19 protein-coding genes are annotated in these 26,722 nt (G+C 63.1%); 13 read left to right on the top strand and 6 right to left on the bottom strand.

Going from position 1 to position 26,722, the window contains the following annotated elements:
• Positions 1–174 precede the first annotated feature (174 nt).
• The 7 genes from SJY41_RS14485 to SJY41_RS14455 all read left to right on the top strand — a co-directional run bounded on the left by SJY41_RS14485 (position 175) and on the right by SJY41_RS14455 (position 8,905).
• Positions 175–297: a hypothetical protein gene (locus SJY41_RS14485; protein WP_380782857.1), complete on the top strand. Its 123-nt coding sequence runs from the start codon at positions 175–177 to the stop codon at positions 295–297.
• Between the two features lie 2 nt (positions 298–299).
• On the top strand, positions 300–1,670 hold the full coding sequence (locus SJY41_RS14480; protein ID WP_380782855.1) for a hypothetical protein: 1,371 nt from the start codon (positions 300–302) through the stop codon (positions 1,668–1,670).
• 13 nt (positions 1,671–1,683) lie between these two features.
• Positions 1,684–2,343: a hypothetical protein gene (locus tag SJY41_RS14475; RefSeq protein WP_380782853.1), complete on the top strand. Its 660-nt coding sequence runs from the start codon at positions 1,684–1,686 to the stop codon at positions 2,341–2,343.
• A 548-nt stretch (positions 2,344–2,891) separates the two neighbouring features.
• Positions 2,892–3,653: an ImuA family protein gene (locus SJY41_RS14470; protein WP_380782851.1), complete on the top strand. Its 762-nt coding sequence runs from the start codon at positions 2,892–2,894 to the stop codon at positions 3,651–3,653.
• Positions 3,568–5,358, top strand: a complete 1,791-nt coding sequence (locus SJY41_RS14465; RefSeq protein WP_380782849.1) for a Y-family DNA polymerase — start codon at positions 3,568–3,570, stop codon at positions 5,356–5,358. Before SJY41_RS14470 ends, SJY41_RS14465 begins: the two co-directional genes overlap by 86 nt.
• On the top strand, positions 5,355–8,618 hold the full coding sequence (locus tag SJY41_RS14460) for an error-prone DNA polymerase (protein ID WP_380782847.1): 3,264 nt from the start codon (positions 5,355–5,357) through the stop codon (positions 8,616–8,618). The genes SJY41_RS14465 and SJY41_RS14460 overlap by 4 nt, the downstream gene beginning before the upstream one ends.
• Complete coding sequence (locus tag SJY41_RS14455; protein WP_380782845.1) at positions 8,618–8,905, top strand: hypothetical protein; 288 nt, start codon at positions 8,618–8,620, stop codon at positions 8,903–8,905. The genes SJY41_RS14460 and SJY41_RS14455 overlap by 1 nt, the downstream gene beginning before the upstream one ends.
• A 103-nt stretch (positions 8,906–9,008) precedes the next feature.
• Here the strand turns inward: SJY41_RS14455 and SJY41_RS14450 are convergent, their stop codons facing one another.
• From SJY41_RS14450 to SJY41_RS14440, 3 genes are all read right to left on the bottom strand, one after another.
• Entirely contained in the window at positions 9,009–9,794 is a 786-nt protein-coding gene (locus SJY41_RS14450; protein WP_380782842.1) for an SDR family NAD(P)-dependent oxidoreductase, read from the bottom strand.
• A gap of 137 nt (positions 9,795–9,931) precedes the next feature.
• On the bottom strand, positions 9,932–12,871 hold the full coding sequence (locus SJY41_RS14445; protein WP_380782840.1) for a TonB-dependent receptor domain-containing protein: 2,940 nt from the start codon (positions 12,869–12,871) through the stop codon (positions 9,932–9,934).
• Between the two features lie 224 nt (positions 12,872–13,095).
• Positions 13,096–13,812, bottom strand: coding sequence for a FadR/GntR family transcriptional regulator (locus SJY41_RS14440; RefSeq protein ID WP_132741312.1), 717 nt, complete (start codon positions 13,810–13,812; stop codon positions 13,096–13,098).
• Positions 13,813–13,928: 116 nt separating this feature from the next.
• On the opposite strand from SJY41_RS14440, the gene SJY41_RS14435 reads away from it, so the two are divergent.
• The 4 genes from SJY41_RS14435 to SJY41_RS14420 all read left to right on the top strand — a co-directional run bounded on the left by SJY41_RS14435 (position 13,929) and on the right by SJY41_RS14420 (position 20,192).
• Positions 13,929–14,867, top strand: coding sequence for a dihydrodipicolinate synthase family protein (locus SJY41_RS14435; RefSeq protein WP_380782838.1), 939 nt, complete (start codon positions 13,929–13,931; stop codon positions 14,865–14,867).
• Between the two features lie 70 nt (positions 14,868–14,937).
• Positions 14,938–16,128, top strand: a complete 1,191-nt coding sequence (locus SJY41_RS14430) for a mandelate racemase/muconate lactonizing enzyme family protein (protein ID WP_380782836.1) — start codon at positions 14,938–14,940, stop codon at positions 16,126–16,128.
• A 90-nt stretch (positions 16,129–16,218) separates the two neighbouring features.
• Entirely contained in the window at positions 16,219–17,499 is a 1,281-nt protein-coding gene (locus SJY41_RS14425) for an MFS transporter (protein ID WP_380782834.1), read from the top strand.
• Between the two features lie 65 nt (positions 17,500–17,564).
• Entirely contained in the window at positions 17,565–20,192 is a 2,628-nt protein-coding gene (locus SJY41_RS14420) for a glycoside hydrolase family 3 C-terminal domain-containing protein (protein ID WP_380782832.1), read from the top strand.
• Between the two features lie 280 nt (positions 20,193–20,472).
• Here the strand turns inward: SJY41_RS14420 and SJY41_RS14415 are convergent, their stop codons facing one another.
• Entirely contained in the window at positions 20,473–21,081 is a 609-nt protein-coding gene (locus SJY41_RS14415; RefSeq protein ID WP_380782830.1) for a TetR/AcrR family transcriptional regulator, read from the bottom strand.
• Between the two features lie 105 nt (positions 21,082–21,186).
• Here SJY41_RS14415 and SJY41_RS14410 point away from each other — a divergent pair, with 105 nt between their 5' ends.
• Positions 21,187–22,347 carry an FAD-dependent monooxygenase gene (locus SJY41_RS14410; protein ID WP_380782828.1) on the top strand — a complete coding sequence of 387 codons (1,161 nt, stop codon included), beginning with the start codon at positions 21,187–21,189 and terminating at the stop codon, positions 22,345–22,347.
• Between the two features lie 148 nt (positions 22,348–22,495).
• Here SJY41_RS14410 and SJY41_RS14405 read toward each other — a convergent pair whose 3' ends face one another.
• Positions 22,496–24,199 carry an ABC transporter ATP-binding protein gene (locus SJY41_RS14405; protein WP_380782826.1) on the bottom strand — a complete coding sequence of 568 codons (1,704 nt, stop codon included), beginning with the start codon at positions 24,197–24,199 and terminating at the stop codon, positions 22,496–22,498.
• 463 nt (positions 24,200–24,662) lie between these two features.
• Positions 24,663–25,256: a TetR/AcrR family transcriptional regulator gene (locus SJY41_RS14400; protein ID WP_380782824.1), complete on the bottom strand. Its 594-nt coding sequence runs from the start codon at positions 25,254–25,256 to the stop codon at positions 24,663–24,665.
• 138 nt (positions 25,257–25,394) lie between these two features.
• Between SJY41_RS14400 and SJY41_RS14395 the strand changes: the two genes are divergently transcribed.
• On the top strand, positions 25,395–26,702 hold the full coding sequence (locus tag SJY41_RS14395; RefSeq protein WP_380782822.1) for an NtaA/DmoA family FMN-dependent monooxygenase: 1,308 nt from the start codon (positions 25,395–25,397) through the stop codon (positions 26,700–26,702).
• Positions 26,703–26,722 lie beyond the last annotated feature (20 nt).

Here is a 26,722-nt window from a genome sequence, read left to right as displayed (position 1 = left end):
TGTGGTCGAGGATGCGGAACGGGGTGATCTCAGAGACATCGAGAAGGCTGTGAATGCCACCACCGCGGTATGTTTCCATCATGGCCATGATTGCGGAGGCGGAATGGCCGCCGTCGGGCATCCGAGCGTCGATCCTGTTGATCAAAGAGGGTAAGGCGGTGAATGATGGGGACGATGACGATGTTGACGACAGTGGTTCGGCAGATGCGGCTGGTCCGGCCGGGTGCTGACGGCGAGTTCGTCGAGCGGCTCCTGCCGGAGCATTCGTCCGAGCAAGCTAGAAAAAAGAAGAAGTAGCGATGTCGGACGCGGCGGGTTTTGTGCTCAATCTCAGTGTCGGGCGGGCAGAGCAGTTGCAGGCGGAGGCCGATGGGAGGGGGGTGTTCCCCGAGGTCGTGCCGGACTTCGCGCATAGCCGGAACGTCCCGCTCACTTGCTTGATCAGTGTCGGCGGCCGGTCGATCACGCACGTCGCGCCGGCGAGAAGAGGCTTCCGCGCTGGAGTCGGCTTCAGGCGGCTAAACATCGGCCCGATGATCGAGCTCACGTCGCCGGTATCGAAGCGCGCGCTGACGGCGGCGGTCGGCCCGCGGTTTCGTCGGCACCTCGTTCAGAGACTGCGCGTCGGCGGCTTGATGCCGCCGGCGACCTTCACCGCAGCGGTCGAAGCGCTGATGGACCTGGCGGCCGACGTCCGTCCTGCGTTGGTCCGCTTCGGTTCCACTCGACGGGAACGGCTGGCACGGCTCACACCGGAGCAACGGCGCTCGCTCGCCATGCAGAAGGACACGTTGACCACCGCCCTGGCCATCGCCGACATCGACCGCGCGCCCGTCCAGGAGTGGGAGCCACCGGTCGACGGTGAGCGCGCGACGTCGTTTCTAGATGGGCTTCCGCAGATGCGCGAGCGCGAGGACCTGATGGTCGTCGCCGACCTCATGCGGGTGCCTGGGTTCGAGTTCGTACGCGAGGTGGCGCACGGCGCGGCTCAGTTCGAGAGCGAGCGCACGAGGCTAACCGTGGTCATGGCCAACCATCTGCCGCTCGAGGAGCAGCTCGGTGCCGATCTCGTCTACTTCAACGAGACCTACCGCTCGTTCGTGATCGTCCAGTACAAGGCAATGGAGGGTGACGACGATGACGGGGCGGTGTTCCGACTCCCGAGCGCTCAGCTGGCGCTCGAGCTCGAGCGGATGGAGCGGCACCTTGAGCTACTGCGTGGGTGCCCGCAGAATGCGACCCGGCAAGGCTACCGGATGCTGGAGAACCCGTTTTTCTTGAAACTATGTCCGCGCATGCAGTTCACGCCGGACAGCCAGGCCCTTGTGAAGGGCATGTACCTGACACTCGACCACTGGAAGCTCATCGAGGCTGACGAGACGATGGTCGGTTCACGCGGCGGTCGCATCGTCACCTACGGCAACGTCGGACGACATCTCGACAATAGCGCTTTCGTCCGCCTCGTCGCCGACGCCTGGGTCGGGACCACGGTCGAGCAGTCGGACGTGTTGGAGCGGCTAATCAGGGAGGTCCTCGCGACAGGCCGGACCGTTACATTCGCCGTCAAGTCCGACAAGCCACCGCCCGGCGATGCGGAACAGGCCAGCGCCATCGACGTCATTCAGCCGCACGACGAGCAGGAGCCTCCTCTTGTCGTGTCGATCGGCTGACGCCGTGCTTCGCATGCATCGTGGCATCGCCGTCGCAGAGGATGATGTTGGGAAGGTCATCGCGGCGATCATGGAAAAGGGACTTACGGCCCTTGGGCCGCGACGCCCGGTCGAAGTCTGGCCGTTGGCCGGTCCGCGGATGCTTCTTGACGGCGACGTTCACTCGATCGATCCGCGTCCGGGCGAAGCGCGACCGGCTGTGTACGCGGCCGACGCCTCCGGTGCGCTGCATTATGCCTGTCGGAACAATGGGAGCGCCCGCGAATACGTACCGCTCATGATCGAGTTCGATGCGCCGTCGCAGGAGGTGTGCGTGGACGGAAATGACCTGCTCTACGTCATGTTCTCTCGACACGCGCGGATCGAGGCGGCGAGGCCGGTGCTAGAGGCGTGCTATGGCAAGGCCATACTCGATTATGCCGAGCGCGCCTGGGCGACTGACGACCCCAAGTTGCGCATTACGCTCTGTGATCTTGCAGTCTGGGACCCGGAGGTCGTCGCGGCGCATCATGCGAACCGTCTTCTGATAAGAGGCAAGTCCGCCACGCTTTTTCGATCGGCCTTCAAGGTCATGCTGCCCGTCGCTGCGACCGCAATTGTCGCGGTCCGAAGAATCGAAGAGTGTCCCCCCGAGCCGCGCTTTGATGTTTCGATCGAAGCCCTCACACTTTGATCCATGGTCCAACGATCGTTGCTTAGACGTCGATCGGAACCGAACGGTGGCAGGCTAGGGCAACCCGCGCGCTTCCGCCTTGCTACGGCAATGCTATTGTTCAGGACCTGCGGCAGGGACCGTGGAGGCCTGGATCGTACGTTTTCGCTCCAAGGCAGACACCATATCGCGCCAAAGGGCGACACCGCTTGTCCAAGACGTCGATCGATCCGAAGCCCGCGACCAGTGTTCTGGTGGCCGAGCTTGTAGGGCGCCTGCTGGCAACGGGGAGGCAGGATGCGATGCTCAGCGCATTTCGATCCGAATTGCGCCCGGATCCAACGAAGGCGCTGCACGCCGACCTTGATCAGGGACACGCCGATGGACCGGCGCCTGGATCCCCGCTGCGTGAGGGATCGCCAGCAGCATTTGACATTTGTCGTCGTCGCGTCGGTACGCCCTGACATCGCATTCCTAGCAACACCTTATCCACAGGAGTCTCGAGTCTGACGCTTGACCAAACGGTTCTGGTAACGGAACATAAGGGGAACAGGTAGAGTCTAGACATCATGATCACCGCCCTCGAGTCCCTGCCGGCCACCATCGCTCACCTGCGGACAATCGCTACGCCCGTGGTGGATCACCGCATCATGCCGTTCGGTATCTCTGCGCTGGACGATCGCCTCGCGAGCAGGGGCCTTCGCGCCGGCGCGCTCCACGAGGTCGCCGCACAAAGTTGTTCGATGGTCGACGATGCCGCGGCCACGCTGTTCCTGGCGGGCATAGCCGCGCGGGAGGCCGCCCATACCGGCGGACCGGTGCTGTGGGTGAGCTGTCGCAACGATCTTTATGCACCTGGTCTCGAGCAGGCGGGGCTATCGCCTGCCGACTTGATCCATGCACAGCCACGCGACGACGCGGCGCTACTTGCCGTCGTCGAGGATGCGGTGCGCGACGGAACGCCGTCGGCAGTGATCGCGGAGGTAAGCCGGATGTCGATGGTAGCAACCCGGCGCCTGCAACTCGTGGCGGCCGACGCCGACATTCCCGTTCTCATCCTGCGACGCAGACGGAACCGCGACCAGGATCCGCTCGCCGAACCGTCCGCGGCCTGGACGCGCTGGCGGATCGCCAGTGCGTCCTCCGAGCGCCTGGGGGTTGCCGGCGTCGGACGGTCACGGTGGCAGGTCGAGGTCGCACGACAGCGTGGCGGCGAAGCATTTTCGATGATTTTGGAGGGCTGCGATGAGACGGGTTGTCTCGCTGTTCCTGCCGCACTTAGCCATCGAGCGGCTGAGACGGCTGGACCGGCACGCTACGCGGCCGCCTGAGCGGCCCGCCCTTCAGCCTCCCGTCGACGACGATCCCGGTGCGTGCTCCGTACCGCGGGGCGGCGGGTGGCGGCCCGGTGCGCGCTGGGCTCGCGCTGACGTAACGACCAGGCAGGATGTGGAAGGCCAGATCGCAGCGCTGCCCGTGCATGCCAAGCCACCCATGCGTGAACTTGGCCGACGTTCGGAAGCGGCAAACCATCCGTTTCACCGACCAGCGCAAGCCGACAGTCACGACAGGGTCGCAGAGACCGTTGCGGCGTTCCACAGGGCACCGCTCGCGCTGGTCGGCAAGGTTGGCCGGCGCGAAGAGGTGGTGGCCGCCTGCGATGGCGCGGCCGCATTGGGGATCACGATCGGGATGGCCGCGACCCACGCGCGTGCGCTGGTGTCCGATCTCGACATCCGACCGTCTGAGACGGAGGCGGATGCCGCGCTACTGGACCAGCTCGCGCTGCGCGCGGTGCGCCGCTGGTCGCCGATCGCCGCGGCCACGCCACCCGATGGACTATGGCTCGACCTGACCGGCTGCGCGCATCTTCATGGCGGCGAAGAGCGGTTCTGTCGGCGTCTGCGCGCCTTTTGCCAGCGTGCGGGGTTCACTGCACGCGTAGCGGTCGCCGACACAGCAGGCGCGGCCCACGCCGTTGCCCGGTTCGGGTCTGCCGACATCGCGATCGTCCCGGCAGGGCGGACCGTCGACGCGATCAGCGGCCTGCCGGTCGCTGCCTTGCGCCTCGCAGGCACGGCGCTCACTGCCGCCCGCAAATTCGGCTTCGAACGCGTGGCCGATCTTTTACCTGTCGCGCGGGGGCCATTGGCACGTCGGCTCGGGCTGCCCGCGATCACGCGGCTCGATCAGGCCCTCGGCGCGGTCGCCGAACCCATCACGCCGCGGACCGACCAGGCCATGCCGATCGTCGAGCGCCGATTGCTCGAACCGATCGTCACCGCAGACGCGATCGCGCAGGTCATGGAAGATCTCCTCGGCGATATGGCCGAACTGCTGCGCGCGAAGGGGCTTGGCGTACGATCACTGCGGCTCGGTGGCCTACGCGTCGATGGCACCGAGCAGGTCGTAGCCGTCGGCACCTCACGCCCGACGCGCGAGGTCTCGCACCTGTTGCGGCTCATGAAGCTCAGGATCGAACGGATCGATCCGGGCTTGGGGCTCGAGCAATTCTATCTGGCGGCGCCGCACACCGAGCCGCTCGACGCTGTCGATCTCGGCGCTGTTCTCGCCGGTGAGGTGCTCGTGCGTGATCCAGCCCGTCTCGTCGACGTCGTTGCCGGCCGCATTGGCGCTGATGCCGTGTTTCGGATTGCGCCGGTTGAAAGCCACGTGCCCGAGCGTGCCGTCATGCGCGCCGACCCGGTGGTAGCGCCCGCGGGCTGGCCGAAATGGCGCCGACCGACGCGCCTGCTGGCGAGGCCCGAACCGCTATGGGGCGTCATCGCGCTCATGCCCGATCAGCCGCCTCGGCGGTTCGAATGGCGCGGCCGGCCGCACAAGGTCGTGGCCGGCGACGGCCCCGAGCGGATCCACGGTGAGTGGTGGCGCCGTGACGCGGAAGTGTGGGCTGTCCGCGACTATTACCGCGTCGAGGACGATACCGGCGGTCGCTACTGGGTGTTCCGGCGTGGCGACGGGTTCGTCGAGGATACCGGCGATCTCAGCTGGTGGATGCACGGCGTGTTCGCATGACCGACTATGTCGAACTTCAGGTCCTCACGCATTTCTCACTGCTGCGCGGCGCGTCGAGCCCCGAGGAGCTGTTCGCGGCTGCGGCGCTGCTTGGCTATCCCTCGATCGGGGTCAGCGACATCGGCACCGTCGCGGGCGTGGTGCGCGCATGGGAAGCGCAGAAGGCGACGGGCGTTCGCTCGATCGCCGGTACGCGCGTCAATCTGTCCTGTGGCCGGCAGTTGCTGCTCTACCCGACCAACCGCCCCGCCTGGTCACGCCTGACGCGCCTGCTGACAGTGGGCAAGAAGCGGGCGGGGAAGGGTGGCTGTCTTCTCCACTGGCATGACCTCGAGCCCTGGTCGGAGGGCATGATCGCCATCCTGCTGCCCGTTGAGCCGGACGAGGATAATCTGGCAGCGCTCGCCGACCTGAAGACGGTCTATGGCCGGCGTGGGTATATGGCATTGTTCCAGCGGCGCCGGCCGGACGATGCCGTGCGGATCGACGCGCTGGCGCGGCAGGCGGGCGGCGCTGGCGTTCGCGCGGTGGTGACGGGGGATGTCCTCTACCACGCGCCAGAAGCACGGCTGCTGCAGGACGTCGTGACGGCTGTGCGCGAGAAATGCACCGTCGACGAGCTCGGCTACCGGCGTGAGGTCAATGCCGACCGTGCGCTCAAATCCCCCGACGAGATTGTCCGGCGGTTCAAGGCGTATCCCGATGCGCTGCGCGCCAGCGTCGACATCGCCCGCCTGTGCACCTTCGATCTGGGCGAACTGGCCTATCAATACCCGCATGAGCGGCTGATCGACGGACTGACCGCGCAAGAGGCGCTGCAGAAGCTGGCGGAAGACGCCGTCGACGTAATGTTCAACGGTACGGTGCCAGCTGCCTATACCGAGCAGATTGCACACGAGATGCGGCTGATCGGCGAGCTTGGCTATGCGCCGTATTTCCTGACCGTCTACGCGATCGTCCGCGAGGCGCGCCGGCGCGGCATCCTGTGCCAGGGGCGCGGTTCGGCTGCCAACAGCTGCGTCTGCTTCGTGCTTGGCGTCACCTCGATCGACCCGATCAAGCACGAGCTGCTGTTCGAACGGTTCGTATCGGGCGAGCGCCGCGAGCCCCCCGATATCGACGTCGACTTCGAGCATGAGCGACGCGAAGAGATCATCCAGTGGATTTACGAGACCTATGGCCGCAACCACTCGGCGTTGACCGCGGTCGTTACACGCTACCGCGCCCGCGGCGCCGTGCGCGACGTCGGCAAGGCGCTTGGCCTGCCCGAGGATCTCACTTCGTCATTAGCTGGCCAGGTGTGGGGCTGGTCGGCCGAAGGCGTCGGCGAAAAGCAGGTCAACGAGCTGAACCTCGACATCGGCGATCGTCGCCTGCGCCTGACGCTCGAGCTTGCTCGCAAGCTCATCGGCGTGCCGCGCCATATGTCTCAGCATCCAGGCGGCTTCGTGCTCACCCATGACCGTCTCGACGATCTGGTCCCGATCGAACCCGCCGCGATGGAAGACCGGCAGATCATCGAATGGGACAAAGACGACATCGATGCGCTGAAGTTCATGAAGGTCGACGTGCTGGGTCTCGGCATGCTTGGCTGCATGAACCGCGCCTTCAACATGCTCGAGGCGGACAAGGGGCTGCGCGTCGGCCTGGCCGATCTGCAGGACGATGATCCGGACGTCTACGCGATGATCTCCAAGGCCGACACGCTCGGCACCTTCCAGATCGAGAGCCGCGCGCAGATGTCGATGCTGCCACGGATGAAACCACGGCGCTTCTACGACCTCGTCATTCAGGTCGCGATCGTACGACCGGGACCGATCCAGGGGGACATGGTCCACCCGTATCTGCGCAGACGCGAAGGCCTGGAGAAGCCGGAATACCCGCGGCCCGAGTTGCGCGCGGTGCTCGAGAAGACGCTCGGCGTGCCGCTGTTCCAGGAACAGGCGATGAAGGTCGCGATCGTCGGTGCCGGCTTCACGCCGGCCGAAGCAGACCAGCTGCGCCGCGCCATGGCGACGTTCAAGTTCACGGGCGGCGTGTCGCACTTCAGCGAAAAGCTCATCGGGGGCATGGTCGAGCGTGGCTATCCGCGCGAGTTTGCCGAGCGCACCTTCCGCCAGCTCGAGGGCTTCGGGTCGTACGGCTTCCCCGAAAGCCACGCGGCCTCGTTCGCCAAGATCTCCTACGCGTCGTCGTGGATGAAGCATCATCATCCTGACGTGTTCTGCGCGAGTCTGATGAACGCGCAGCCGATGGGCTTCTACGCGCCCGCCCAGATCGTCCGTGATGCGCGTGAGCATGGCGTCGTGGTTCGCCCCCCTTGCGTCAACGCAAGCCGCTGGGACTGTACGCTGGAGCCGTATGGCGGGCGGTACCTCGCCGTACGCCTAGGGCTCAGGCAGATCCGTGGCCTGTCCAACGCGGACGGCGCCAAGATCGTCGGCGCGCGCGAGCTGACCGCGTTCGAGAGCGTCGAAGACGTATGGCGGCGATCGGGCGTGCAGCGCGCGGCGATCGAGAAGCTCGCCGACGGCGACGCCTTTCACAGCTTTGGCGCCGATCGTCGGCAGGGCTTGTGGAAGGTGAGGGGGCTCGGCGAAGCGCCGTTGCCGCTTTTCGCTGCAGCCGACCGCGCGGATCAGGCGGTCAGTGCGGAGGGGATTGAGCCGGATGTCGAACTGCGTCCGCTGTCCGACGGTCGTGAGGTGATCGAGGACTATCGCGCGCTGCAACTCTCGCTGCGCGCGCATCCGCTGACCTTCGTCCGCGATGAGCTGGCCAGGCGTGGCGTAACCAAATGCGCGGACCTGGCCACCATTCGCGACGGACGGCATGTCGAGGTCGCCGGCATCATCCTCGTTCGCCAAAAACCCGGCTCTGCCAAGGGCGTGCTGTTCATCACGATCGAGGACGAGACGGGAATCGCCAACGGCATCCTGTGGCCCGATCGGTTCGAGCGCCAACGCCGCACCGTGATGTCCGCGTCGATGATCGGCATGAAGGGCAGGGTGCAGAAGGAGGGCGAGGTCATCCACGTCATCTGCGACCGGATCATCGACCACGGCGATCTGCTGCACCGGGTCGGCGAAATGTCATTCCCGCACCGGACCGGCCGCGGTGACGGCGCGAAACATGCCGGCTCCCCCGACCGCGGCGACAAGGGCTGGAGCCCGAACCCGCGCAACTCCTACTGGCCGCCCCATGCGGACGGCATGGATCCGGAAGCCGTCGTGAAGTTCAAATCTCACGACTTTCATTGATGGCCAAGCTCGTCCGTCATCAGCGCGTTGTCATCGCGCTATCGGTTCATATCTTGCGGAGCGGTGTTGCGCGCTGCTCGGACGCTCGCGTCGACGTCGTCGAAATCCGGTTGGCGCTGCGCTGCCTGCTGCCGCACTGCCCGGAACGCTGGCCACTCGAACTCTACTGGGATGCCGCAGCCCAAGAGAACGAGATCGGCAGGGCACAGGGTGTGACCGCGGCGTTCAACGGGATCGTCCGGCAGCTGCGCCGCGCCGGCTGTTTTGAAGAGGTGTCTGAACCGTGAGTATGAGATTACCGCGGGCAGCCCTTGCCCGCGTTCCCGAAGGCATGTCGATCGCCAGCGTCCAGGCGCACCGTGTCGACCATGTGCTCGCGCCGGCCTCCGGCTATCGCCATCCCGCATCGACGAAGTAGTCGTGGCCGGTACACATTTTTGCGTCATCCGAAGCGAGAAATAATACTAGAGCCGCAACATCGGCGGTTTGAACTCTGGTTTTCAGGCACTGTGCGGCAACGATCTTAGCCTCACCTTCGGGCGTGTACCAGAGTTCTTGACGGGGTGTCTGAACGTTTCCCGGTACAATCGTGTTTACTCGGATGTTATCGCATCCGAGGTCACGCGCGAGACCTCGGGTAAGGCCTTCGATGGCGGCCTTGCAGGTCTGGTAGAGGACCAACTCGGGCAGGCCGAGGTGCCAACTTATCGATCCGAAGTTGAGGATGACACCTCCACCGGCTCGCTTCATCGACGGCGCCACGGCTTGGGCTGCAAAGAACTGATGTCGGAGATTAACGTTCAGGCGCTGTTCCCAATACTCTGGCGTCACGTCCTCCAGCGCATGCCGATCGTCGTTACCGGCATTGTTAATGAGGATGTCGATCCCCCCGAGGGATGCGGCAAGGTCCGTGATCGCCGTCCGCAGATCGGAAAGATCGGTGAGGTCGCAGTGACGGAAGATAGGGACATATGTTGCCTCGGAACTTAGGCGGGAGACCAGGGCTTTGCTGGCATCGTCCGCAATGTCGACGAAAGCGACGCGACATCCCTGTGCGACGAAGGCTTCCACGAGACCTTCGCCGATACCGGAACCGCCTCCCGTGACGAGCACCCGCTTGCCCGAAAGGCTAGGATAGCTCGCCCGGAAAGAGGCGAAACTTGAAAGAGATGACATGCTGTTGGTCTCCAGCGGTGACGCCTGGTCATCCTGGCGCCGCCGGTCAATTCAGATAGGATTCCGACGAGTATTCGGTTCCGCAGTCCGTTCGAAAATGCTGCGGCGAAAGCGATCGCCTTCGCCGGAGATCAGGCCTAAAGGCGAATACGGACGCCAGTTGTTATGTATCGGCCCGTAACGTCGTAGATCGAACGGAACGTCGAGATGGCGAGACCGGGATTCGACCCGATCGCGGTGATCGGATATCCCCGGTCGAACAGGTTGTTCACGGTGGTGAAAACCTGGAATGTTCCGGACGCTGTCTTGATATCGTAGCTTATGTTTAGATCGGTGTACGCGACGGCGCCGACCTTATTCTTGTCATACACGAAAATCTTCGAACGATTATAGCTGCCGATGTAGCGTTCTTGCCCACTGATCGTGAAGCCGCCATTGGTATAGGTCAGATCAAGTGTGCCCCGCCATTTCGGCATCGGAAAGGGTTGGTTTCCCGTATCTGAAAAGTCTGCGTTGCCTGCGTATTCGATCGGGGCGGATCCAGGAATGCTCTGCGAAGTGTAGCTGAACAGCCGCGTCGTCAGCAGCCGGCTCGAAAGACTGCCACCGAACAAAGGCGTGCGGTACGATGCTTCGACGTCCAGTCCCTTAGTGCGGACGCTGGCGACGTTCGTCTGAAAGATGTTGACTTGGCTCGGGAAGTTGGCAGGCGAGGTGTTGGTCGGACCGAGCGGCCTGATGACCTGGCTGCAGACCGGGCTGGCGTAGTTACTGTTGGCACACAGATCGAGCACTTGGACGCTCGTATACTGACTGGCGATCGCGTCCCTGATCTTGATCCGGTAGTAATCGGCCGAGATCGCAAATCCGGGCAGGAACGTCGGCTGGAAGACCAAACCCGCGGTCAGCGTGGAGCCGATCTCAGGCGTCAGGTTCGGGTTGCCCTGATTCACTTCATTGTACTGAGCAAGCTGATTGGTCAGCCTGTCCGAATAGCCTTGAACCCGCAGCGACGGGCCGGCGAACAGCTCGTATAGTGTGGGCGCTCGGATATCGCGGGACAGTGTCACGCGCGCCCGAAGTCCTGCGCCCGGCTCGTAGGTGCCACCCAGTTTCCATGTCTGGACGGAGCCGGATGTTGAATAGTCGGTGTATCTAAACGCACCGTTGAGATCGAGTGACTTGCCGATGACCGAGTCCTTGGCAAGCGGCAGGACGATCTCGCCGAAACCTTCCTTGATGGTGTACTTGCCCATGGCGAACGGGACGTTGGTGAAGGAGAATGCACCGGCGTTGGTCGGCACTCCCCGAATGCCGGTGAAGTTGGGTGGCGTCGCCGGGTTGCTGTTGCTGACCTGATCCAGCGTCTGACGGCGGTATTCTCCGCCGACGACGACCGATACCGGACCGGCCCACGTCGAGAACGGTTCGCCAGAGATACTTCCCTGCGCGTCATGCATGGTATTGGTCGCGCGCCAGAACGTCTGTTGCATGACATACGACATCGCCGCGGGCGACGCGTTTCCGACGCCAAGAACGTTAAGCGGAACGCAGCCATCCTGCAGTCCGGGATTGGTAACGGTGATCCGACACGCGATCTGTCCTGCGGAATTCCGCACGGCGTCGACTGCGGCGTAGTATCGCGGCAAATTAAGATCGCGGGCGGACGAGTCCAGGCGCGTCCAGCCATAGGTGTAGTTCAGATCCCACTTGAAGCTGCTGCTGCCGAACCGTCCATCCAAACCGGCGGTGCCGATCGCGGACTGGGTCTTCTGCCGTGCCGAATAGAACGGGAAGTCGGTAAAGAAACGGCCTGTCGTGAAGCTGGGCGTTGCTCCAAGCAGAGCGCGATCAGCGGGGTTCAAGAACGCGTTTTCGGCGAAGATCCGCGTGCTGGCGGTCGCGCCATTGCGAGTGACAGGCTGGGGCGTGTCCGAATTTACCGCTCGGTTGTAAGTGCCTTGAATATATGCGGTGACGTCGCTGCCGAGCTCGTAGGATACGCGGCCCAAATACTGCTCAGTCGTCGCTGCCGCGCTCAACGTGCTCCGGTTCGCGGGAAAAACTGCCCCCTCGCCGCCGAAGGCAAGGCCCGCGCGACCCGTAGGCGTGCCCGCGTTGAACGGACCGACCCGTCCGTTCGGCAGGAATTGTTGTCCGCGAAGCGGCCCATCTACGATGTAGCTGCCGTCCGATACCGCAGAGAACCGGACGTTGGCGACGTTTCTGAACGGATCCGCGGTCGTGCCGGAACCAATGACCGCATAGTTCTCATTGATACCGGCGCGTGATGATTTGAGCGTGATGCCATCCGAATGATACCGCTCCGCACTCCCGATGACGTGGAGCCTGTCGTCTAGGAAGCTCTTGCCAAAGGCTGCACCGATGCGCGTCGATCCGCTGTCGCCGCGTGTCGAGATGCCAGCCTGGCCCAGCAGTTTCAAGCCGGTGAACTTCTTGTCCAGCACGAAGTTGACCACGCCGGATACCGCGTCCGAGCCATAGGCGGCGGACGCGCCGCCGGTCACGACGTCAACCCGCTCGATCAGCAGTTGCGGTATCATGTTGGCGTCGGTGCCGCCCGCGTTGCCCGTCGGCGGCAGGCGGAGTCCGTCCTGAAGGATCAGAACCCGTTGTGGACCGAGGGAGCGCAGATTGAGGTAGTTTCCGGTCCTCACCCGCCCGGCATTGGAGCCACGATCCTGTGCGTTGCTGATCGATCCGGTGAAGACGGGCAGCTGGTTCAGCCCGTCCGCTAACGTGCCGGGCGCCTTCGCGTTCAAGCTGTCGGTGGACAGCATCGTCACGGGCGTTGGAGCCGAATAGCCGGCGCGGGCCACTCGCGATCCGGTGACGACGATGTCCTCGACCGCAGCGGCGGCTGGATCGCCCTGACCGGCCTGCGGGCCTGCCGATACATCAGCTTCGAGGGGCGCATCGACCGACTGTTCGGCTGCAACCGTTGCCGCATCACGCTGAGCGGCCGGGGAGTTTTGCGTCTGGTTAGCCTGCGCGTGCGCAGCAGGCGGAACGAAGGCGCTGCTTGCGAGCAGTGCGATTACGAGACTCTTGTTCATGCATCTCTCCCCTATCGTGCGGCTTCGTTGGCCGATCCGTTCGTTGCGTACGGACCTGTTGGAAACGTACGGCGAACATCGCCTTGGAGAGGGCTAGGCCCTCCCGCCGGCAATGTTCAGCAGGGGTTGAGTTCATCGCCTCGGCGCGTTCGCCGACACGATGTGACCTTTGACCCGGAGCCACATGTAAAGTGAACTAACAGGTGGCGGGCGTCAATAGTCGTTTATTGGTCCCGTGATCCGTCCGTCACGCGTTGTCGGACGCGGTCGAGATGATAGCGCATCGCCAGGCTCGCGCCCTGCGAGTCGTGACGTGCAATTGCGTCGTAGATCGCCCTGTGCTCATCCAGGACGCGTCTCGCGCGCTCCGGGCTGCGCTCCTTCGTCAGTCCTAGCGCGATGACCATGCCACGGCGGATGGCGTCGTCGAGCGACTGGAGCACTTGCTCGAATAGGATGTTGCCGCTCGCCGCGGCAACGGCCTGATGGAAGGCGAAATCGGCCGACGCGGTGATCGCGCCATCTTGCATCTGCTGCTCCAGGAGTTCCAGCGCGCGTCCAATGCGTTTCAGTTCGGGCAGGGAGTGACGGGTAGCAGCCCAGGCGGCAGCCTCCCCCTCGATGGCGAGGCGCAGTTCCAGGCAGCGCAGCATGTGTGCGACGTCGCTGGGCTGTGAGAATCGCGTGAGACCTTCGGGAGGCGCGTTCTGGACGACGGTGCCGAGTCCCTTGCGCGTAAGCACCATACCGTCCGCCTGAAGGCGGACGAGTGCCTGCCTGACAACCGGCCGCGACACGTTGAACAACTCGCACAGCTTGTTCTCAGACGGCAGCTTATCTCCCGGGCGAAGGGTGCCGGACGCGATTTGTTCGAGGATTTGGCCGTAGAGCCTGTCCCCGAGACGTTCCTTCTTCTCGGGCACCAAGATCAGATTGCTCAATTCAGTACACCTTCAGGGAACATCCCGACGATAGCTAGCACGATTGCACGGAGTTGACAGCGGACGCGCACCTGTAAATAAGGATTACAAGATGGATCAACGGGAGGGGTAGCGTGATGGCCACGGAAGCGGAAGATCGCCTGCGGCAGGCGCTGCGGGGCGTGTCAGGCATTCTGGTCACCCCCTTCGACCCTGACGACGTGATCGCTCCTTTGCGGCTGGCGCCGGTGGTGGATCGTGCGGTGAAGGCAGGGGTGTCGGTTCTCGTCGCGAACGGCAATACCGGCGAATTCTACGCGCTGACGACGGACGAGGCCGAGGCCATGGTTCACGCGACCTCCGAACTGATCGACGGTCGGGTACCGTTGGTTGCCGGTGTCGGTCGCGGCATCGGCGACGCACTCGCGCTGACGCGCGCATCGCGGAAGGCGGGCGCGAGTGCGCTGATGATCCATCAGCCGCCAGACCCGTTCGTCGCACCGCGCGGCGTCGTCGCGTATGTGTCCCGGATCGTCGAGGAGGCGCAGGGGCTTCCGGCGCTGCTCTATCTGCGCGACGACGGCATCGGCTTGGACGCGATTGTCGATCTCTGCGGCATTCCTGGGGTAGTCGGAGTGAAATGGGCGTGTCCGACGCCGTTGAAGCTGGCTGATGCCATCAGGGCGACCGATCCGCGGCTGGTATGGAGCGGCGGACTCGCCGAAACCTGGGCGCCTGCGTTCTACGCCGTAGGGGCACGTGGCTTTACGTCGGGTCTGATCAACGTATGGCCCGAGCGCTCCGTCGCCATTAGCACTGCGTTGGAATCGGGCGACTACGCGCAGGCTCGATCATTGATCGAGGGTATTGCCGGCTTCGAGGTCCTGCGGTCCGAAGAGCGGAACGGCGCGAATGTGTCGGTCGTGAAGGCAGCGCTGCAGATCCTCGGCGACGATTGCGGATCGCCACGCGTCCCCGCGGCCTGGCCGCTGCCCGACGACACGTGGCGAGCGCTGCGTCAGCTGCTCCACGAGATTCCCGCCTCGGCCTCCGCCGGTTTGTCCGCGGGGCGCTGACCTCCCGGGCCAGATCTCGCGTGAAACGAAACGGCGCAACCACCCACAGGCTAAGGATAGAGACGGCGTTATGAAGATCGATCGGCTCCGCGCATTCATGACCAGGGACGGCGGGCGGCCTAGGGTCCTCGTGGCCATCGACACCGACGAGGGGGTCACCGGTTGGGGCGAATGTTACAATCACGGACCCGATCGCGCCCTGCTGCCGATCCTCGATTATCTGGCCGACTTTATCGCGGGACATGATCCACGCCGGATCGAGTACCTCATCCAGTTGCTGGTTCAGCAAGCGCGCTTTCCGCCGGGCGCTCTGGGGTTGGCGGCGATCTCCGCGATCGACCATTGCCTATGGGACATCTCGGCAAAAGCGTTGAACGTACCGGTTTACATGCTGCTCGGTGGCCACGCACGCGATCGGATCAGAGTCTATTCGGGTGTCTACACAGCGCCCGACGTTCCCGCGGCCGCTGAGACGATGGCTATGCTCAACGAGGATTGGGGCTTCAATGCCTTCAAGCTCAGCCCGTACAGGATAGATATACACGCGAACCGCTGGGGCGAGGTTGTCCGTACCAGCGCGGAGTATTTCCGGGCACTGCGCGAGGCGGCCGATCCGACCTTCGATATCGCGTTCGATGCGCATGCGAAAATTTTCGAGCCACGCCTAGCTGCGCAACTCGGCAATGCGCTGGCGCCGTACGACCCGCTGTTTTTCGAAGAGCCGATCAGGCCCGAAAACTTCGAACGATGGGGGGAACTTCATCGCGGTCTGAATTGCACGCTGGCGACCGGTGAATCCCTTTACAGCCGTTTCGAGTTTCTGCGTCTGCTCCAGGTCGGCGGATGCGATATCATCCAACCCGATATCTGCGTCGTCGGGGGCCTGTTGGAGATGCGCAAGATCGCTGCCATCGCGGAAGCACACTACGTGACCGTCGCACCGCATAACCCGATGGGACCGCTCGCGACCGCGGTGAACCTGCACTTCTGCGCCGCCCAACCCAACTTCAAGATACTCGAATATCGGTTGCCGAACGCCGACGTCCTACCCGCAGGCCGCGCCGGGATGGTAGGGGAGGCGGTCGGAGACGCGCACTATGTGACCGACCCCTATCTGCCACGCGAGGGCCATCTGGAACTGCGCGCGGATCGGGCGGGGTGGGGCGTCGAGATCGACGAAGCCCATCTCGCGACCGACCGATACGTCCACTGGGAACGCCGCGTTCCCAGACGGCCCGACGGTTCGATAGCGTTCGCCTGAGCCATGGATAGAACAGATCCGGAGACGTCAAAACACCCGGACTCCGATGGCAAGCCGCGCGGGCGGCATCGCCGCTTCCTAGTGCTGGCCTTGATCACGACCGTACTCGCGTTGAGCACGGGCGACCGAGCGACGCTCTCGGTGGCGGCGCCCGGCCTCGCAAAGGATCTCGCGATCGATCCGCTGTCGATGGGTTGGCTCTTCTCGGCATTTTCGTGGAGCTACTTCCTCGCGCAGATACCCGCGGGCTATCTGGTCGATCGCATAGGCTCGCGCATCGCCATCCTCGTGGCCCTCGTCGGCTGGTCGATCGCGACGATCCTGACGAGCGGCGTAGGGTATGTGGCAGCGCCGATCGTCGTGCTCTACGCGCTACGCCTTCTGCTCGGAGTGCTGGAGGCGCCGGTGACTCCTGCATGTTCGCGGATCATCGCCGCCTGGTTCCCTTCAGACGAACGCGGCGTCGCGGGTGCGATCTTCAATTCGGCGCAGTATCTCTCGCTGGCGGTCTTCACACCGTTGATGGGCTTTCTCTTCCACTACGCCGGATGGCAACACATCTTCACCGTCATGGGCGGTCTGGGGCTGATCCTCGCCATGATCTGGTGGTGGGAGTATCAGGCTCCTGACAGCGACACCCGGCTTTCGCGCGACGAGTATGACGACATCACTGCACGGGGCGCGCTGACGCAGCTCGGAAGCGCGTCGTCGAAGGTTGATGCGCCTCACATGGTTCCGGCGGGGAAAGTCATCCGAAGCCTGCTGTCCAACCGGATGCTGCTAGGGATCTTTTTCGCCCAGTATTGCGTCGCTTCCCTGTCGACCTTCTTCATATCATGGTTCCCAAGCTATCTTGTCGAGGCCCGGCATTTCTCGATGCTCCAAGCCGGGTTCGTCGCGGCTCTCCCGGCGGTCTGCGGATGCCTTGGCGGCGTGTCCGCAGGCTTCTTCTCGGACTGGCTGCTCCGTCGTACGGGCTCGCTGACGATCGCGCGTAAGCTGCCGATAACCCTCGGGCTCGGGCTTAGCGCCACCATCATCCTGTGCAACTATACCGCTGCCAATGCCGTCGTCGTCGCGATCATGTGCGCGGCGTTCTTCGGCAAGGGTTTCGGTGCACTCGGTTGGACCGTGATTGCCGATACCGCGCCCAAGGAGGCGATTGGCGTCACGGGCGCGCTTTTCAATGCGGCAGGCAGCGTCGGCGGCATCATCACGCCGATAGCAATCGGCGCGATCGTCAGCCGGACCGGCTCGTATGATGGCGCGCTGATCTACGTCGGGTGCCACGTCCTGGCGGCTGTCGCTGCATATTGGCTTCTAGTGGGGCGGATCGAACGGTACCGATTGAACGATAAGAACGCACAATAGGGCGTCACGCGTGACGCGCACTTGTTCCGCCGGTCGAAACACAAGCAACGGGAGATGGGTTCGTCATGAACGCACCTGGCAGATATATCGCATCGTGGATCGCGGTCGCGGCAGCGCTCGGACCCGCTCCGGCAAACTCCCAGTCGATCCAGGTCGGAACCGCGGGCGCGCCACGCTTCGAAGCACGTGCCGCTGCGATCGTCGCGAAGATGACGCTCGAAGAGAAGGCCAGCCAGCTTAAGAACGACTCCACGGCAATCCCGCGGCTGCACATTCCCGCGTACAATTGGTGGAGCGAGGGCCTTCACGGCGTAGCACGCGCCGGCGAGGCAACTGTCTTTCCGCAGGCGATCGGTCTTGCCGCGACCTGGCATCCTGAGCTTATCCAGCAGGCGGCGAACGCCATTTCTACCGAATTCCGGGCCAAATATGCCGGATCCGTCGGCCTCGATGGGAGCTCGACACTGTATCGTGGGCTGACCGTATGGTCGCCTAACGTCAATATCTTCCGCGATCCCCGGTGGGGACGCGGTCAGGAGACGTTCGGCGAGGACCCCTATCTGACCAGCCGGTTCGGCGTTGCCTTCATCAAGGGCCTGCAAGGTGCCGATCCGACCTATTTCAAGACGCTGGCGGTCGTAAAGCATTTTGCCGTCCACAGCGGCCCCGAAGCTGATCGGCACAAGCAGAATGTGGCGCCTTCGCCTTACGATCTCGAGGACACCTACCTGCCGGCCTTTCGCGCAGCCGTGACCATCGGGCAGGCGGGCGGGGTCATGTGCGCATACAACGCACTTTACGGTGTTCCAGCTTGTGCAAGTCCCCTGCTGGGATCCCATTTGCGGACAGACTGGGGATTGAAGGGGCATATTGTCTCGGACTGTTCGGGCATCGCCGATTTCTTTCGACCAGACGCGCATGGCTACACCAGGACGCCGCAGGAAGCGGTCGCAGCTGCGATCAAAGCCGGCACCGACATGTTCTGCTCAGAATTCGGCGAAAACCACAGCAGCGATCCGGCTATTATCGTTTCCGCCGTCCGGCAGGGTCTGCTGCCGGAGCCGCTGCTCGACCAAGCGGTCCGTCGGATGGTGGAGGCTCGCCTGCGTCTTGGTCTGATCGATAGGTCTCCGGACAATCCCTATTCCGCAATCGTCGCGTCCGCCAATGACACGCGGGAGAACGCCGAACTCAATGCCCGCATAGCGCGCGAGTCGCTGGTGCTGCTCAAGAATGACGGACTCCTTCCGCTGAAGAATGCTCCCCGTTCGATCGCGGTGATCGGGCCGAACGCGGACAGCATCGATGCTTTGGTCGGCAACTACAGCGGCACGCCGTCGAAGCCGGTAACCTTGCTTGCCGGCTTGAAGGCACGATTTCCTGGTGCCAGCATTACGTTCGTCGAAGGTACCGGAACGATCGGGTTGCCGCTGAAAGAGGTGCCCGAGGCGGCGTTTTGCCTGGACCGCGATTGCACGGCTCGAGGCCTGAAACGCGAGGAGTTCGCCGGTGCCGACCCAGCGGGTACGCCGGTAAAGACCTCCGTCGACCGTACCGTAGCGTTCGCTTGGGGGCGACCAGTGCGCGTGGAGCGCAGCACGGTGATCCGGTGGAGCGGCTTCGTGACGCCAGCGGAAAGCGGCCCGTACCGCTTCAGGTTGGAGAGCGAGAACGGTTACCGCGTCCTCATCGATGGCAAGGAGGTGGTTGGGGCTTGGGACGCTGCCGACCCCTCGACCATTGCGGACGGCGAAATCTCGCTTCGTGCGGGACAGCCATACGCCATCACAGTTGAGGCGCGGCAGTCAGGCCAGCGGGGCGATCAACGCCTATTCTGGAGCAATTTCAGCCAGCGCGAGGAAGCAGCCATCGCCGCTGCCAGGAACTCGGAGCTGGTTGTCTTCGCAGCGGGTCTGAATGCGCACGTCGAGGGCGAGGAGATGCGCGTCCATGCACCGGGCTTCGTCGGGGGAGACCGATCGAGCCTTGATCTGCCAGAGCCGCAGCAGGCGCTGCTCGAGAAGCTGCACGCCACCGGCAAGCCGCTGGTCCTGGTACTGATGAACGGCAGTGCGCTCGGGATCGAATGGGCCGACCGCAACATCCCGGCGATCGTGGAAGCTTGGTATCCGGGCGGCGAGGGTGGTCGCGCCGTCGCAGACCTCATCGCGGGCGATTTCAGTCCCGCGGGCCGTTTGCCGGTGACGTTTTACAGATCTGTGGCCGATCTTCCAGCTTTCGAAGATTATACGATGAAGAACCGAACCTATCGGTATTTCAAAGGTCGGCCGCTTTATCCTTTCGGCTACGGTAAGAGCTTTACACGGTTTAGGTATGCCAAGCCGCTAACAAGCACCACACGGCTCATCCCGGGCAGATCTGTGATCGTATCGACGAAGGTGACGAACACAGGTGGCATGGACAGCGACGAAGTGGTCCAGCTCTACATTACGCGGAATGAGGCAGAAGGGCCGATACGAGCACTCAAGGGCTTCCAGCGGATACATCTTGCGCGCGGTGAAAGCCGTAAGGTGCAATTTCTACTGGACAATGATGCCATGAGTTCGGTTCTATCGGATGGAAAGCGCCGCGTCCTTTCGGGAAAGCTATTCATATGGATTGGAGGCGGGCAGCCCAATATGGAAGAACGGAGGATTTCTGCGGGAGGATTGTCCGAAATATCTGTGAACTGATAGAATTGTGTCAAGATAAATACTGAGTCTGTGAATGTTAGCTTTATTTAGGTTGGAATATTAGTTTTAGGCGTATCGAATATATCACGTTATACGGATCTGTATATTTACAGGACTTTTATTAAATCGAAATTTTAAGAATATCTTTTAACATAGGAGTTCACCAAATCTTAGAATCGACACATCCATTTTGCGAAACGGGTTAGCAATCCCTTTGAACGGATGAACGAACGTCCGAAGTTGGGGATCGGCAAAGTTGGGTTGAATGTCGCCTTCTGGGTCAAGAACCTGCGGCGTAAGGTGTATCAGACAGAGCAGCACGCGTGCCCCGCACTCCTCGGTCGACCAATGCCAGGAAAGTGCCCTTCGCTGCATCGAGGTCGCCCGTTTCGCTCATTTCGGCATGCGACTGTACGAATGCGGTGCTCCACGCCGATGTAATCAGCGCGGCAGCAAGGTAGGCATCGGCATCATCGCTGGGGCGATCTACAGCTTCCGCCAAAGCAACGGCCAGAGCGCGGATAAAGTCGTCCCGCATCTGCCGTGCGCGAGCCTTCAGCGCCTCGCTTGCCTGTGCCGTCTCGACAAAGGACTGGGTATCCGCAAACAGTGGGAAGGTCGGTTCACGCTGGTCGGCCATGCGATGGGCAAGCTCGCCAAGGGCATCGATTGGCGACGTGCCCGGTGGGCGCGATCTGATGGCCTCGAAAGCGACATCATGAGCCTCCTGCTCGCGGTCGAAGAACATGTCTTCCTTTCGTGGGAAGTGATTGAAGACCGTCATGCGTCCGACATCGGCCGCCTCCGCGATCTCGTCGATCGTCACCCGGTCAAAGCCACGCTCCATGAACAGGCGCGTGGCGGCATCAGATATGGCTTGTCGGGTCACGAGCCTCTTGCGAGTTCTACGGTCTGGGGTCGGTCCGGTCATGGCTTGAACATCAATATATACTCAGTATAGATTTGTAGCGTATCCAATTTTGAGGACGTTCCTATGCCTTCGTCAACCGTCATGCCAGCTGCGATCAAAGCAGGCCATAAATCCGTGCTCGTCAGCGGCGCTAGCTTCGCCGGCCTCGCTACTGCCTACTGGCTGAACCGCCTCGGGCACAGCGTCACGATCGTCGAAACGGCATCTGAACTGCGGCGGGGCGGCACGCCCGTCGATATCGAAGGAGAGACGATCGAAATCCTGGGTCGCATGGGACTTGCAGATGCGGTGCGCGCTAAGGCGCTGCCCCCGCGTGGTTTTGAGTTCAAGGACGCCGATGACGCCACCTTGGGATCGATCGGTATCGGCAACGAACCAGAGGCGCACGAACGATACGAGATTCACCGTGATGATCTGCTGGATATCCTTTCTGCCGCGGTGAAGGACGACGTCGAAATCCTGTTTGGCCAATCGATCGTCGAGCTCGATGAGGGCACAGACGGCGTGTCGGTGAGCTTGAGCAACGGCGACCGGCTCGACTATGCTTTGGTCTTCGGGTGCGACGGCAATCGGTCCAACACGCGCAAGCTCGTTTTTGGCGAGGGCGAGCAATTCGCCTACTTCTTGGGCGGCTATTTCTTTCTGAAGGTGGTGCCGCACATCGGGTTGCTTCCCGCCAACATGTCACAAGTTTTCAGCGTGCCTGGGCGTATGGCGATGCTGAACGGCTATGAGGATCGAACCGACATCGGCTTCGGTTTTCGGACGATCGGCGAGATCGACTATAACTACCGCGATCGCGCGCAACAACGCCGCCTTATCCACGACCAGTTTGACGGTTTGGGATGGAAAGTCCCGGCAATGCTCGACAGCGTGGACGGGGACGACGACTTCTATTTCGACAGGATCAATCAGATCAGGATGCCCTGCTGGTCGCGCGGTCGTGTGACCTTGGTCGGCGACGCGGGCTACTGCGTCTCGCCGCTCGCAGGGTTCGGCGGCTCGATGGCGATCATCGGCGCGGGCCGGCTAGCGGACGCACTCGGGCGGTATCCCGACGATCACGGTGCAGCCTTTCGCCACTACGAAAACGAATTGCGGCCGTTCGTCGAAGAGGTTCAGGAGCGCGCCGCTACCAATGGCCTGGCGATGATGTTTCCGGTCGACGAGACCGAGCTTGCGGTGCGTGATCGCAAGCTCTTGGCGGGTAAGATGGACATGTAGGCGTTGCCGCCCGGTAATCAGACGGCAACGGCACCAGACGCTCGCACGGGACGCAGTCGCCTACCGCTCGGTTTGGAGGGCTGCAGACTTCCGGCCCCACAATCCCATGCCTCGCTCTCTAGGGAGGACGACGCCGGGTGCCCGCGGATCATCGATAGCCTGCGGCCTGAAGCTCGAACAGTTCGGCATAGCGGCCTCTGGCAGCGAGGAGATCGTCATGGGTACCCGATGCCTCCACCCTGCCGTCGCTGAGCACGAGTATACGGTCCGCCATGCGCACGCTGGAGAAGCGGTGCGAGATCAGCACCGCCGAACGTCCTGCGCTCAGTTCCCGGAAGCGCTGGAACACCTCGTACTCGGCGCGCGCATCCAGTGCGGCTGTGGGTTCATCCAGGATCAACACCTGGGCATCGCGCATATAGGCGCGAGCGATCGCCATCTTCTGCCATTCGCCACCGGACAGGTCGACACCGTTCCGGAACCGCTTGCCGATCATCTGGTCGTAACCGTCGGGCAGTTTGGCAACAACGCTGTCGGCGAGCGCGGCGGACGCTGCTGCCTCGATCCGCTCGCGATCGCCGCGCGCCTCAATGCGACCGACCGCGATGTTGTCCGCGGCAGGTAGGTTGTAACGCACGAAGTCCTGGAAGATCACGCCGATCGCGGCGCGCAGGCCGTCGAGATCGTATTCGCGCAGGTCGCGGCCATCGAGCAGGACACGGCCCTCTACCGGATCGTACAGCCGGGCCAGCAGCTTCACGAGCGTGGTCTTGCCTGCGCCGTTCTCGCCGACCAGTGCGACAACCTCGCCTGATCCCAACGTGAAGGACAGGTGTCGCACCGCCCATCGCTCGGCGCCCGGATAGCGGAAGCCAACATCCTCGAAGACAAAGCCTTGCCGGACGGGATCTGGGAACGGCAGCGCTCCCTCGGGCGAGCGGATGCCGGGCTCGGTCCGAAAGAAGGAGAACAGGTCGTCGATGTACAATGCCTGGCCGGCGGTCGACGAGAAGCCGGTGAGCAGTCCTTCCAGCAGTCCGCGGAGCCGCAGGAACGAGGCAGCAAGGAAGGTGAGGTCGCCGATGGAGATCGATCCGGTTACCGCGCGCCAAGCAATGTAGGCGTAGGCGGCGTAATAGGCGATCGTGCCGAGAGCTGCGAAGCCCGAGCCCCAAATCGCTCGGCGCAGCGCCAACCGTCGGCTCGCGCTGTAGGTGTCGCGTGAGATGGTGCGATAGCGGTCGATCAGGAACGGGCTGAGGCCGAAGATCTTGACCTCCTTGGCCGTGTCCGCGCTGGCTGCGACCTGGCGCACGTAATCGAGTTCGCGCCGCTGCGGCGTGCGCATGTAGCTGAGCGCGTAGCTCAGCGCGTTGAAGTGCGCTTCGCCGAGGAACGAGGGCACCAGGGCAACGGCGAGCAGCACGATCAGCCACGGGGCGTAAACGACCAGGCCCGCGGCGAAGGTCACGACCGTGATGATGTCCTGGGCCTGGCCGAACAGTTGTCCCATCAGCGACATGCGGCCGCTCGCCTGCATGCGCGCGCGATCCATGCGATCCTGGAAGGCTGCGTCCTCGAAGTCGGCGAGATCCAGGGTGGCAGCGTGCTCCATCAACCTAACGCTCGCGTCATTGCTGACACGGTCGGAGAGGAGTCCGTCAACGAGCGACACGATCCGGCCAAGGAGGTCGGAAGCGACCGCCAGAGCGAACTCGGCCAGCAGCAGTGCTTCCAGCCGATCGAGCAGGCCGGAGCCCAGCCATCCCGTGAGTCCGACCGGACGGGCCGTTAAATGGGTCAGGTGCACGACCTCGTCGATGATGAGCTTGCCAACGAACAGCGTTGCCACGGGCAAAAGCGCTCGGACCAACCGTACGGCGACCGTCGTGGCGGTAAGAGCCCTGCTGCTACCCCACACCATGGCGAGGAAGGGGGGTAGATTGCGCAGTGCGCCCAGCCGTTCACGCCAGGTGGTAGGACGGCCGGGTACACTGCCGCGCCCTTGTCTCACGCCGTCTACCATTCAGCTGCTCCGAGGTGACAGGCTGTCGCCCGTTTCGGACCTGAGTGCTGGAGGTGATGAGGTCAGCTGCATGCCCCCCGATACACAGTCGGTGATATCAGGGGTACTCGCGGTTTCGTCTCAACGTTGCCAGCCGGGATGTCGGGTTGAGCTGTGGTCGCAGTTGGCGGATGAATGAGTGTCTGGAGTTGGGAAACGGGGAAGAGCGCGCGAATGGCCGACTATGGGGCCTCGTGGAAAGGCGGGCACTTCTCTGCCGTGAGCTAGGACGTAGCCCTTCAGGCGTCGTTTAGCGTCGCCCTCGTACCGAAACGGTCCATCCATTTCGCAACAGGTTCCGCAGGACATTTCGCGTTTCTGGATGCGTGGTTGATCGTCCGCTTGCCCACGCTATCGCTAGAGCTCCAAGGAAAATATCCTGACCTGAGAAGTCCGGTTGAGCAAAGCCATCGGTCTGCGCACCCCGTAAAAATCGATCGGTGATTTCGATTAGGTTTGCGCAGGTCGGTCTAAGAGGGGAGGTCGTGGTGGACCAAGCGTCCCGCAACGGCGCAGAAAGACCGTCATAGGCAAGCATCCAGTCGCCAAGGGCGTCGATCCATCGCTGAAGCTTACGACCGCTATGACCGTCCTCTTGGTCTATTGCAGCCCTTTCCCGCATCAATTTGTCATGATGCGGGGCCAGCAGGGCAACCAGAAGGGCATCCTTGTTGGGGAAGTTGCGGTATAGCGTCGCAGAGCCAACGCCTGCCTGTCTCGCGATCGCATCCATCGATACATCGATGCCTTCGGTATCGAACGCCTGACCCGCAACGACCAGAATATGCGCGCGATTTTCCTGAGCGTCCTTGCGAGGCGTGCGAGCGGTCGATGATGGCGCCACGAAATTCTTTCTTGATAAACGGGGAGGCTCCCCATATCTGACCTGTAATCGGGGAGTGTCCCCAGTAATAGACTTCGGTGTCTGGGAACAGGCATCATTCGTCGTGGGGAGCAACGCGACATTACTACGTCCAAACAGATGCTGATCGGCATGGTCTTCGGGAACGGCTACGGCTCTCAGGCGGGGGCGTGGCGCATGCCGGGCGTCGATCCCACTGGCTTCACCAACTTCGATACCCTGGTGCGCTACGCGCAGCTTGTCGAGCGCGGCAAATTCCAGTTTCTGTTCATGCCCGACTTCCCGGCATTGAGGGCCGACATCGGCACCGATGCTCAGCAGTTGAACATCGAACCGATGATGACACTCGCAGCGGTCGCGCGCGGGACGGAACGGATTGGCTTGGTGGCCACGGGGTCGTCGACGTTCAGCGAGCCGTTCAACCTAGCGCGACAGTTCAAGGCGCTGGACCTGATGAGTCACGGCCGCGCAGGCTGGAACGCGGTGCCGACGAGCGATCCTGTGGTCGCCGCCAATTTCGGTCGCGCCTTGCCGCCGCGCGCTGAGAAGTACGAACGGCTGCACGAGTTCGTCCAGATCGTGCAAGGCCTGTGGGGGAGTTGGGAGCAAGGCGCCTGGCTGCACGATCAGGCGTCGGGACGTTTCGCCGATCCAGCCAAAATCAAGCCGGTCAATCTACGTGGCCGCCATCTTGCGACCAGCGGACCGCTACCGTTGCCTCCGTCCGAACAGGGGCAGCCGGTGATTTTCCAGGCAGGTGGAGGCGATCAGGGTCTCGAGGTAGCCGGACGGTATGCGAGCGGCGTGATCGGGGCCGTCTTCACGATGGAAGACGCCCGCGCGCAGCGGATGGCGCTACGCGCTGCGGCCGAACGGGCCGGTCGCGATCCGGACGAGATCAAGTTTTTCGCTGGCCTTATGACGACGATCGCGCCGAACCGGCGTGCGGCGCTCGACCGCCGGATTGCGATGTCGGGTTTCAGCTTCGAGCCACGTGTCGGCTATCTCGGTCAGATGCTCGGATTGGCACTCGATCCGGCGCAGCTCGGCGCGCCGCTGACGAAAGCGCAGCTCGCCGCCGCGCGTCCGTCGCGACAAGACCCGCGTTCGACGTACGCGCTCAAGGTCGCGAGCGAAGGCTGGTCGTTGCGGGACGTGCTGGCGCACGGCGTCATCGACTATCACCCGATGATCGTCGGGCCAGCGGTGGAAGCAGCCGACCATATGCAGACCTGGTTCGAAGCGGGGGCGGCAGACGGTTTCTGGCTATGTCCCGACGTCTATGAGGACGGTCTGCCCCCGCTCGTCGAGGAGCTGGTGCCGATCCTGCAGGAGCGCGGCCTGTTCCACCGGGACTATCAGGGCGCGACACTGCGCGATCATCTTGGCGTGCCCGCGCAATATGGCCGGGATCCCCGCCTCCAGTAGCTGCCGGCCTAAAAAGATTC

The organism is Sphingomonas sp. R86520 (assembly GCF_042466285.1).
In the GTDB taxonomy this organism is placed as follows: domain Bacteria; phylum Pseudomonadota; class Alphaproteobacteria; order Sphingomonadales; family Sphingomonadaceae; genus Sphingomonas.
Note: the sequence above shows the minus strand (reverse complement) of the source record. Positions and strands in the feature narration are given on the sequence as shown.

Excerpts from the sequence above, each read along its gene's own strand:
- SJY41_RS14485 (WP_380782857.1), top strand. The coding sequence starts at position 175 with ATGACGATGTTGACGACAGTGGTTCGGCAGATGCGGCTGGTCCGGCCG.
- SJY41_RS14480 (WP_380782855.1), top strand. The coding sequence starts at position 300 with ATGTCGGACGCGGCGGGTTTTGTGCTCAATCTCAGTGTCGGGCGGGCA.
- SJY41_RS14475 (WP_380782853.1), top strand. The coding sequence starts at position 1,684 with ATGCATCGTGGCATCGCCGTCGCAGAGGATGATGTTGGGAAGGTCATC.
- SJY41_RS14470 (WP_380782851.1), top strand. The coding sequence starts at position 2,892 with ATGATCACCGCCCTCGAGTCCCTGCCGGCCACCATCGCTCACCTGCGG.
- SJY41_RS14465 (WP_380782849.1), top strand. The coding sequence starts at position 3,568 with ATGAGACGGGTTGTCTCGCTGTTCCTGCCGCACTTAGCCATCGAGCGG.
- SJY41_RS14460 (WP_380782847.1), top strand. The coding sequence starts at position 5,355 with ATGACCGACTATGTCGAACTTCAGGTCCTCACGCATTTCTCACTGCTG.
- SJY41_RS14455 (WP_380782845.1), top strand. The coding sequence starts at position 8,618 with ATGGCCAAGCTCGTCCGTCATCAGCGCGTTGTCATCGCGCTATCGGTT.
- SJY41_RS14450 (WP_380782842.1), bottom strand. The coding sequence starts at position 9,794 with ATGTCATCTCTTTCAAGTTTCGCCTCTTTCCGGGCGAGCTATCCTAGC.
- SJY41_RS14445 (WP_380782840.1), bottom strand. The coding sequence starts at position 12,871 with ATGAACAAGAGTCTCGTAATCGCACTGCTCGCAAGCAGCGCCTTCGTT.
- SJY41_RS14435 (WP_380782838.1), top strand. The coding sequence starts at position 13,929 with ATGGCCACGGAAGCGGAAGATCGCCTGCGGCAGGCGCTGCGGGGCGTG.
- SJY41_RS14430 (WP_380782836.1), top strand. The coding sequence starts at position 14,938 with ATGAAGATCGATCGGCTCCGCGCATTCATGACCAGGGACGGCGGGCGG.
- SJY41_RS14420 (WP_380782832.1), top strand. The coding sequence starts at position 17,565 with ATGAACGCACCTGGCAGATATATCGCATCGTGGATCGCGGTCGCGGCA.
- SJY41_RS14410 (WP_380782828.1), top strand. The coding sequence starts at position 21,187 with ATGCCTTCGTCAACCGTCATGCCAGCTGCGATCAAAGCAGGCCATAAA.
- SJY41_RS14395 (WP_380782822.1), top strand. The coding sequence starts at position 25,395 with ATGCTGATCGGCATGGTCTTCGGGAACGGCTACGGCTCTCAGGCGGGG.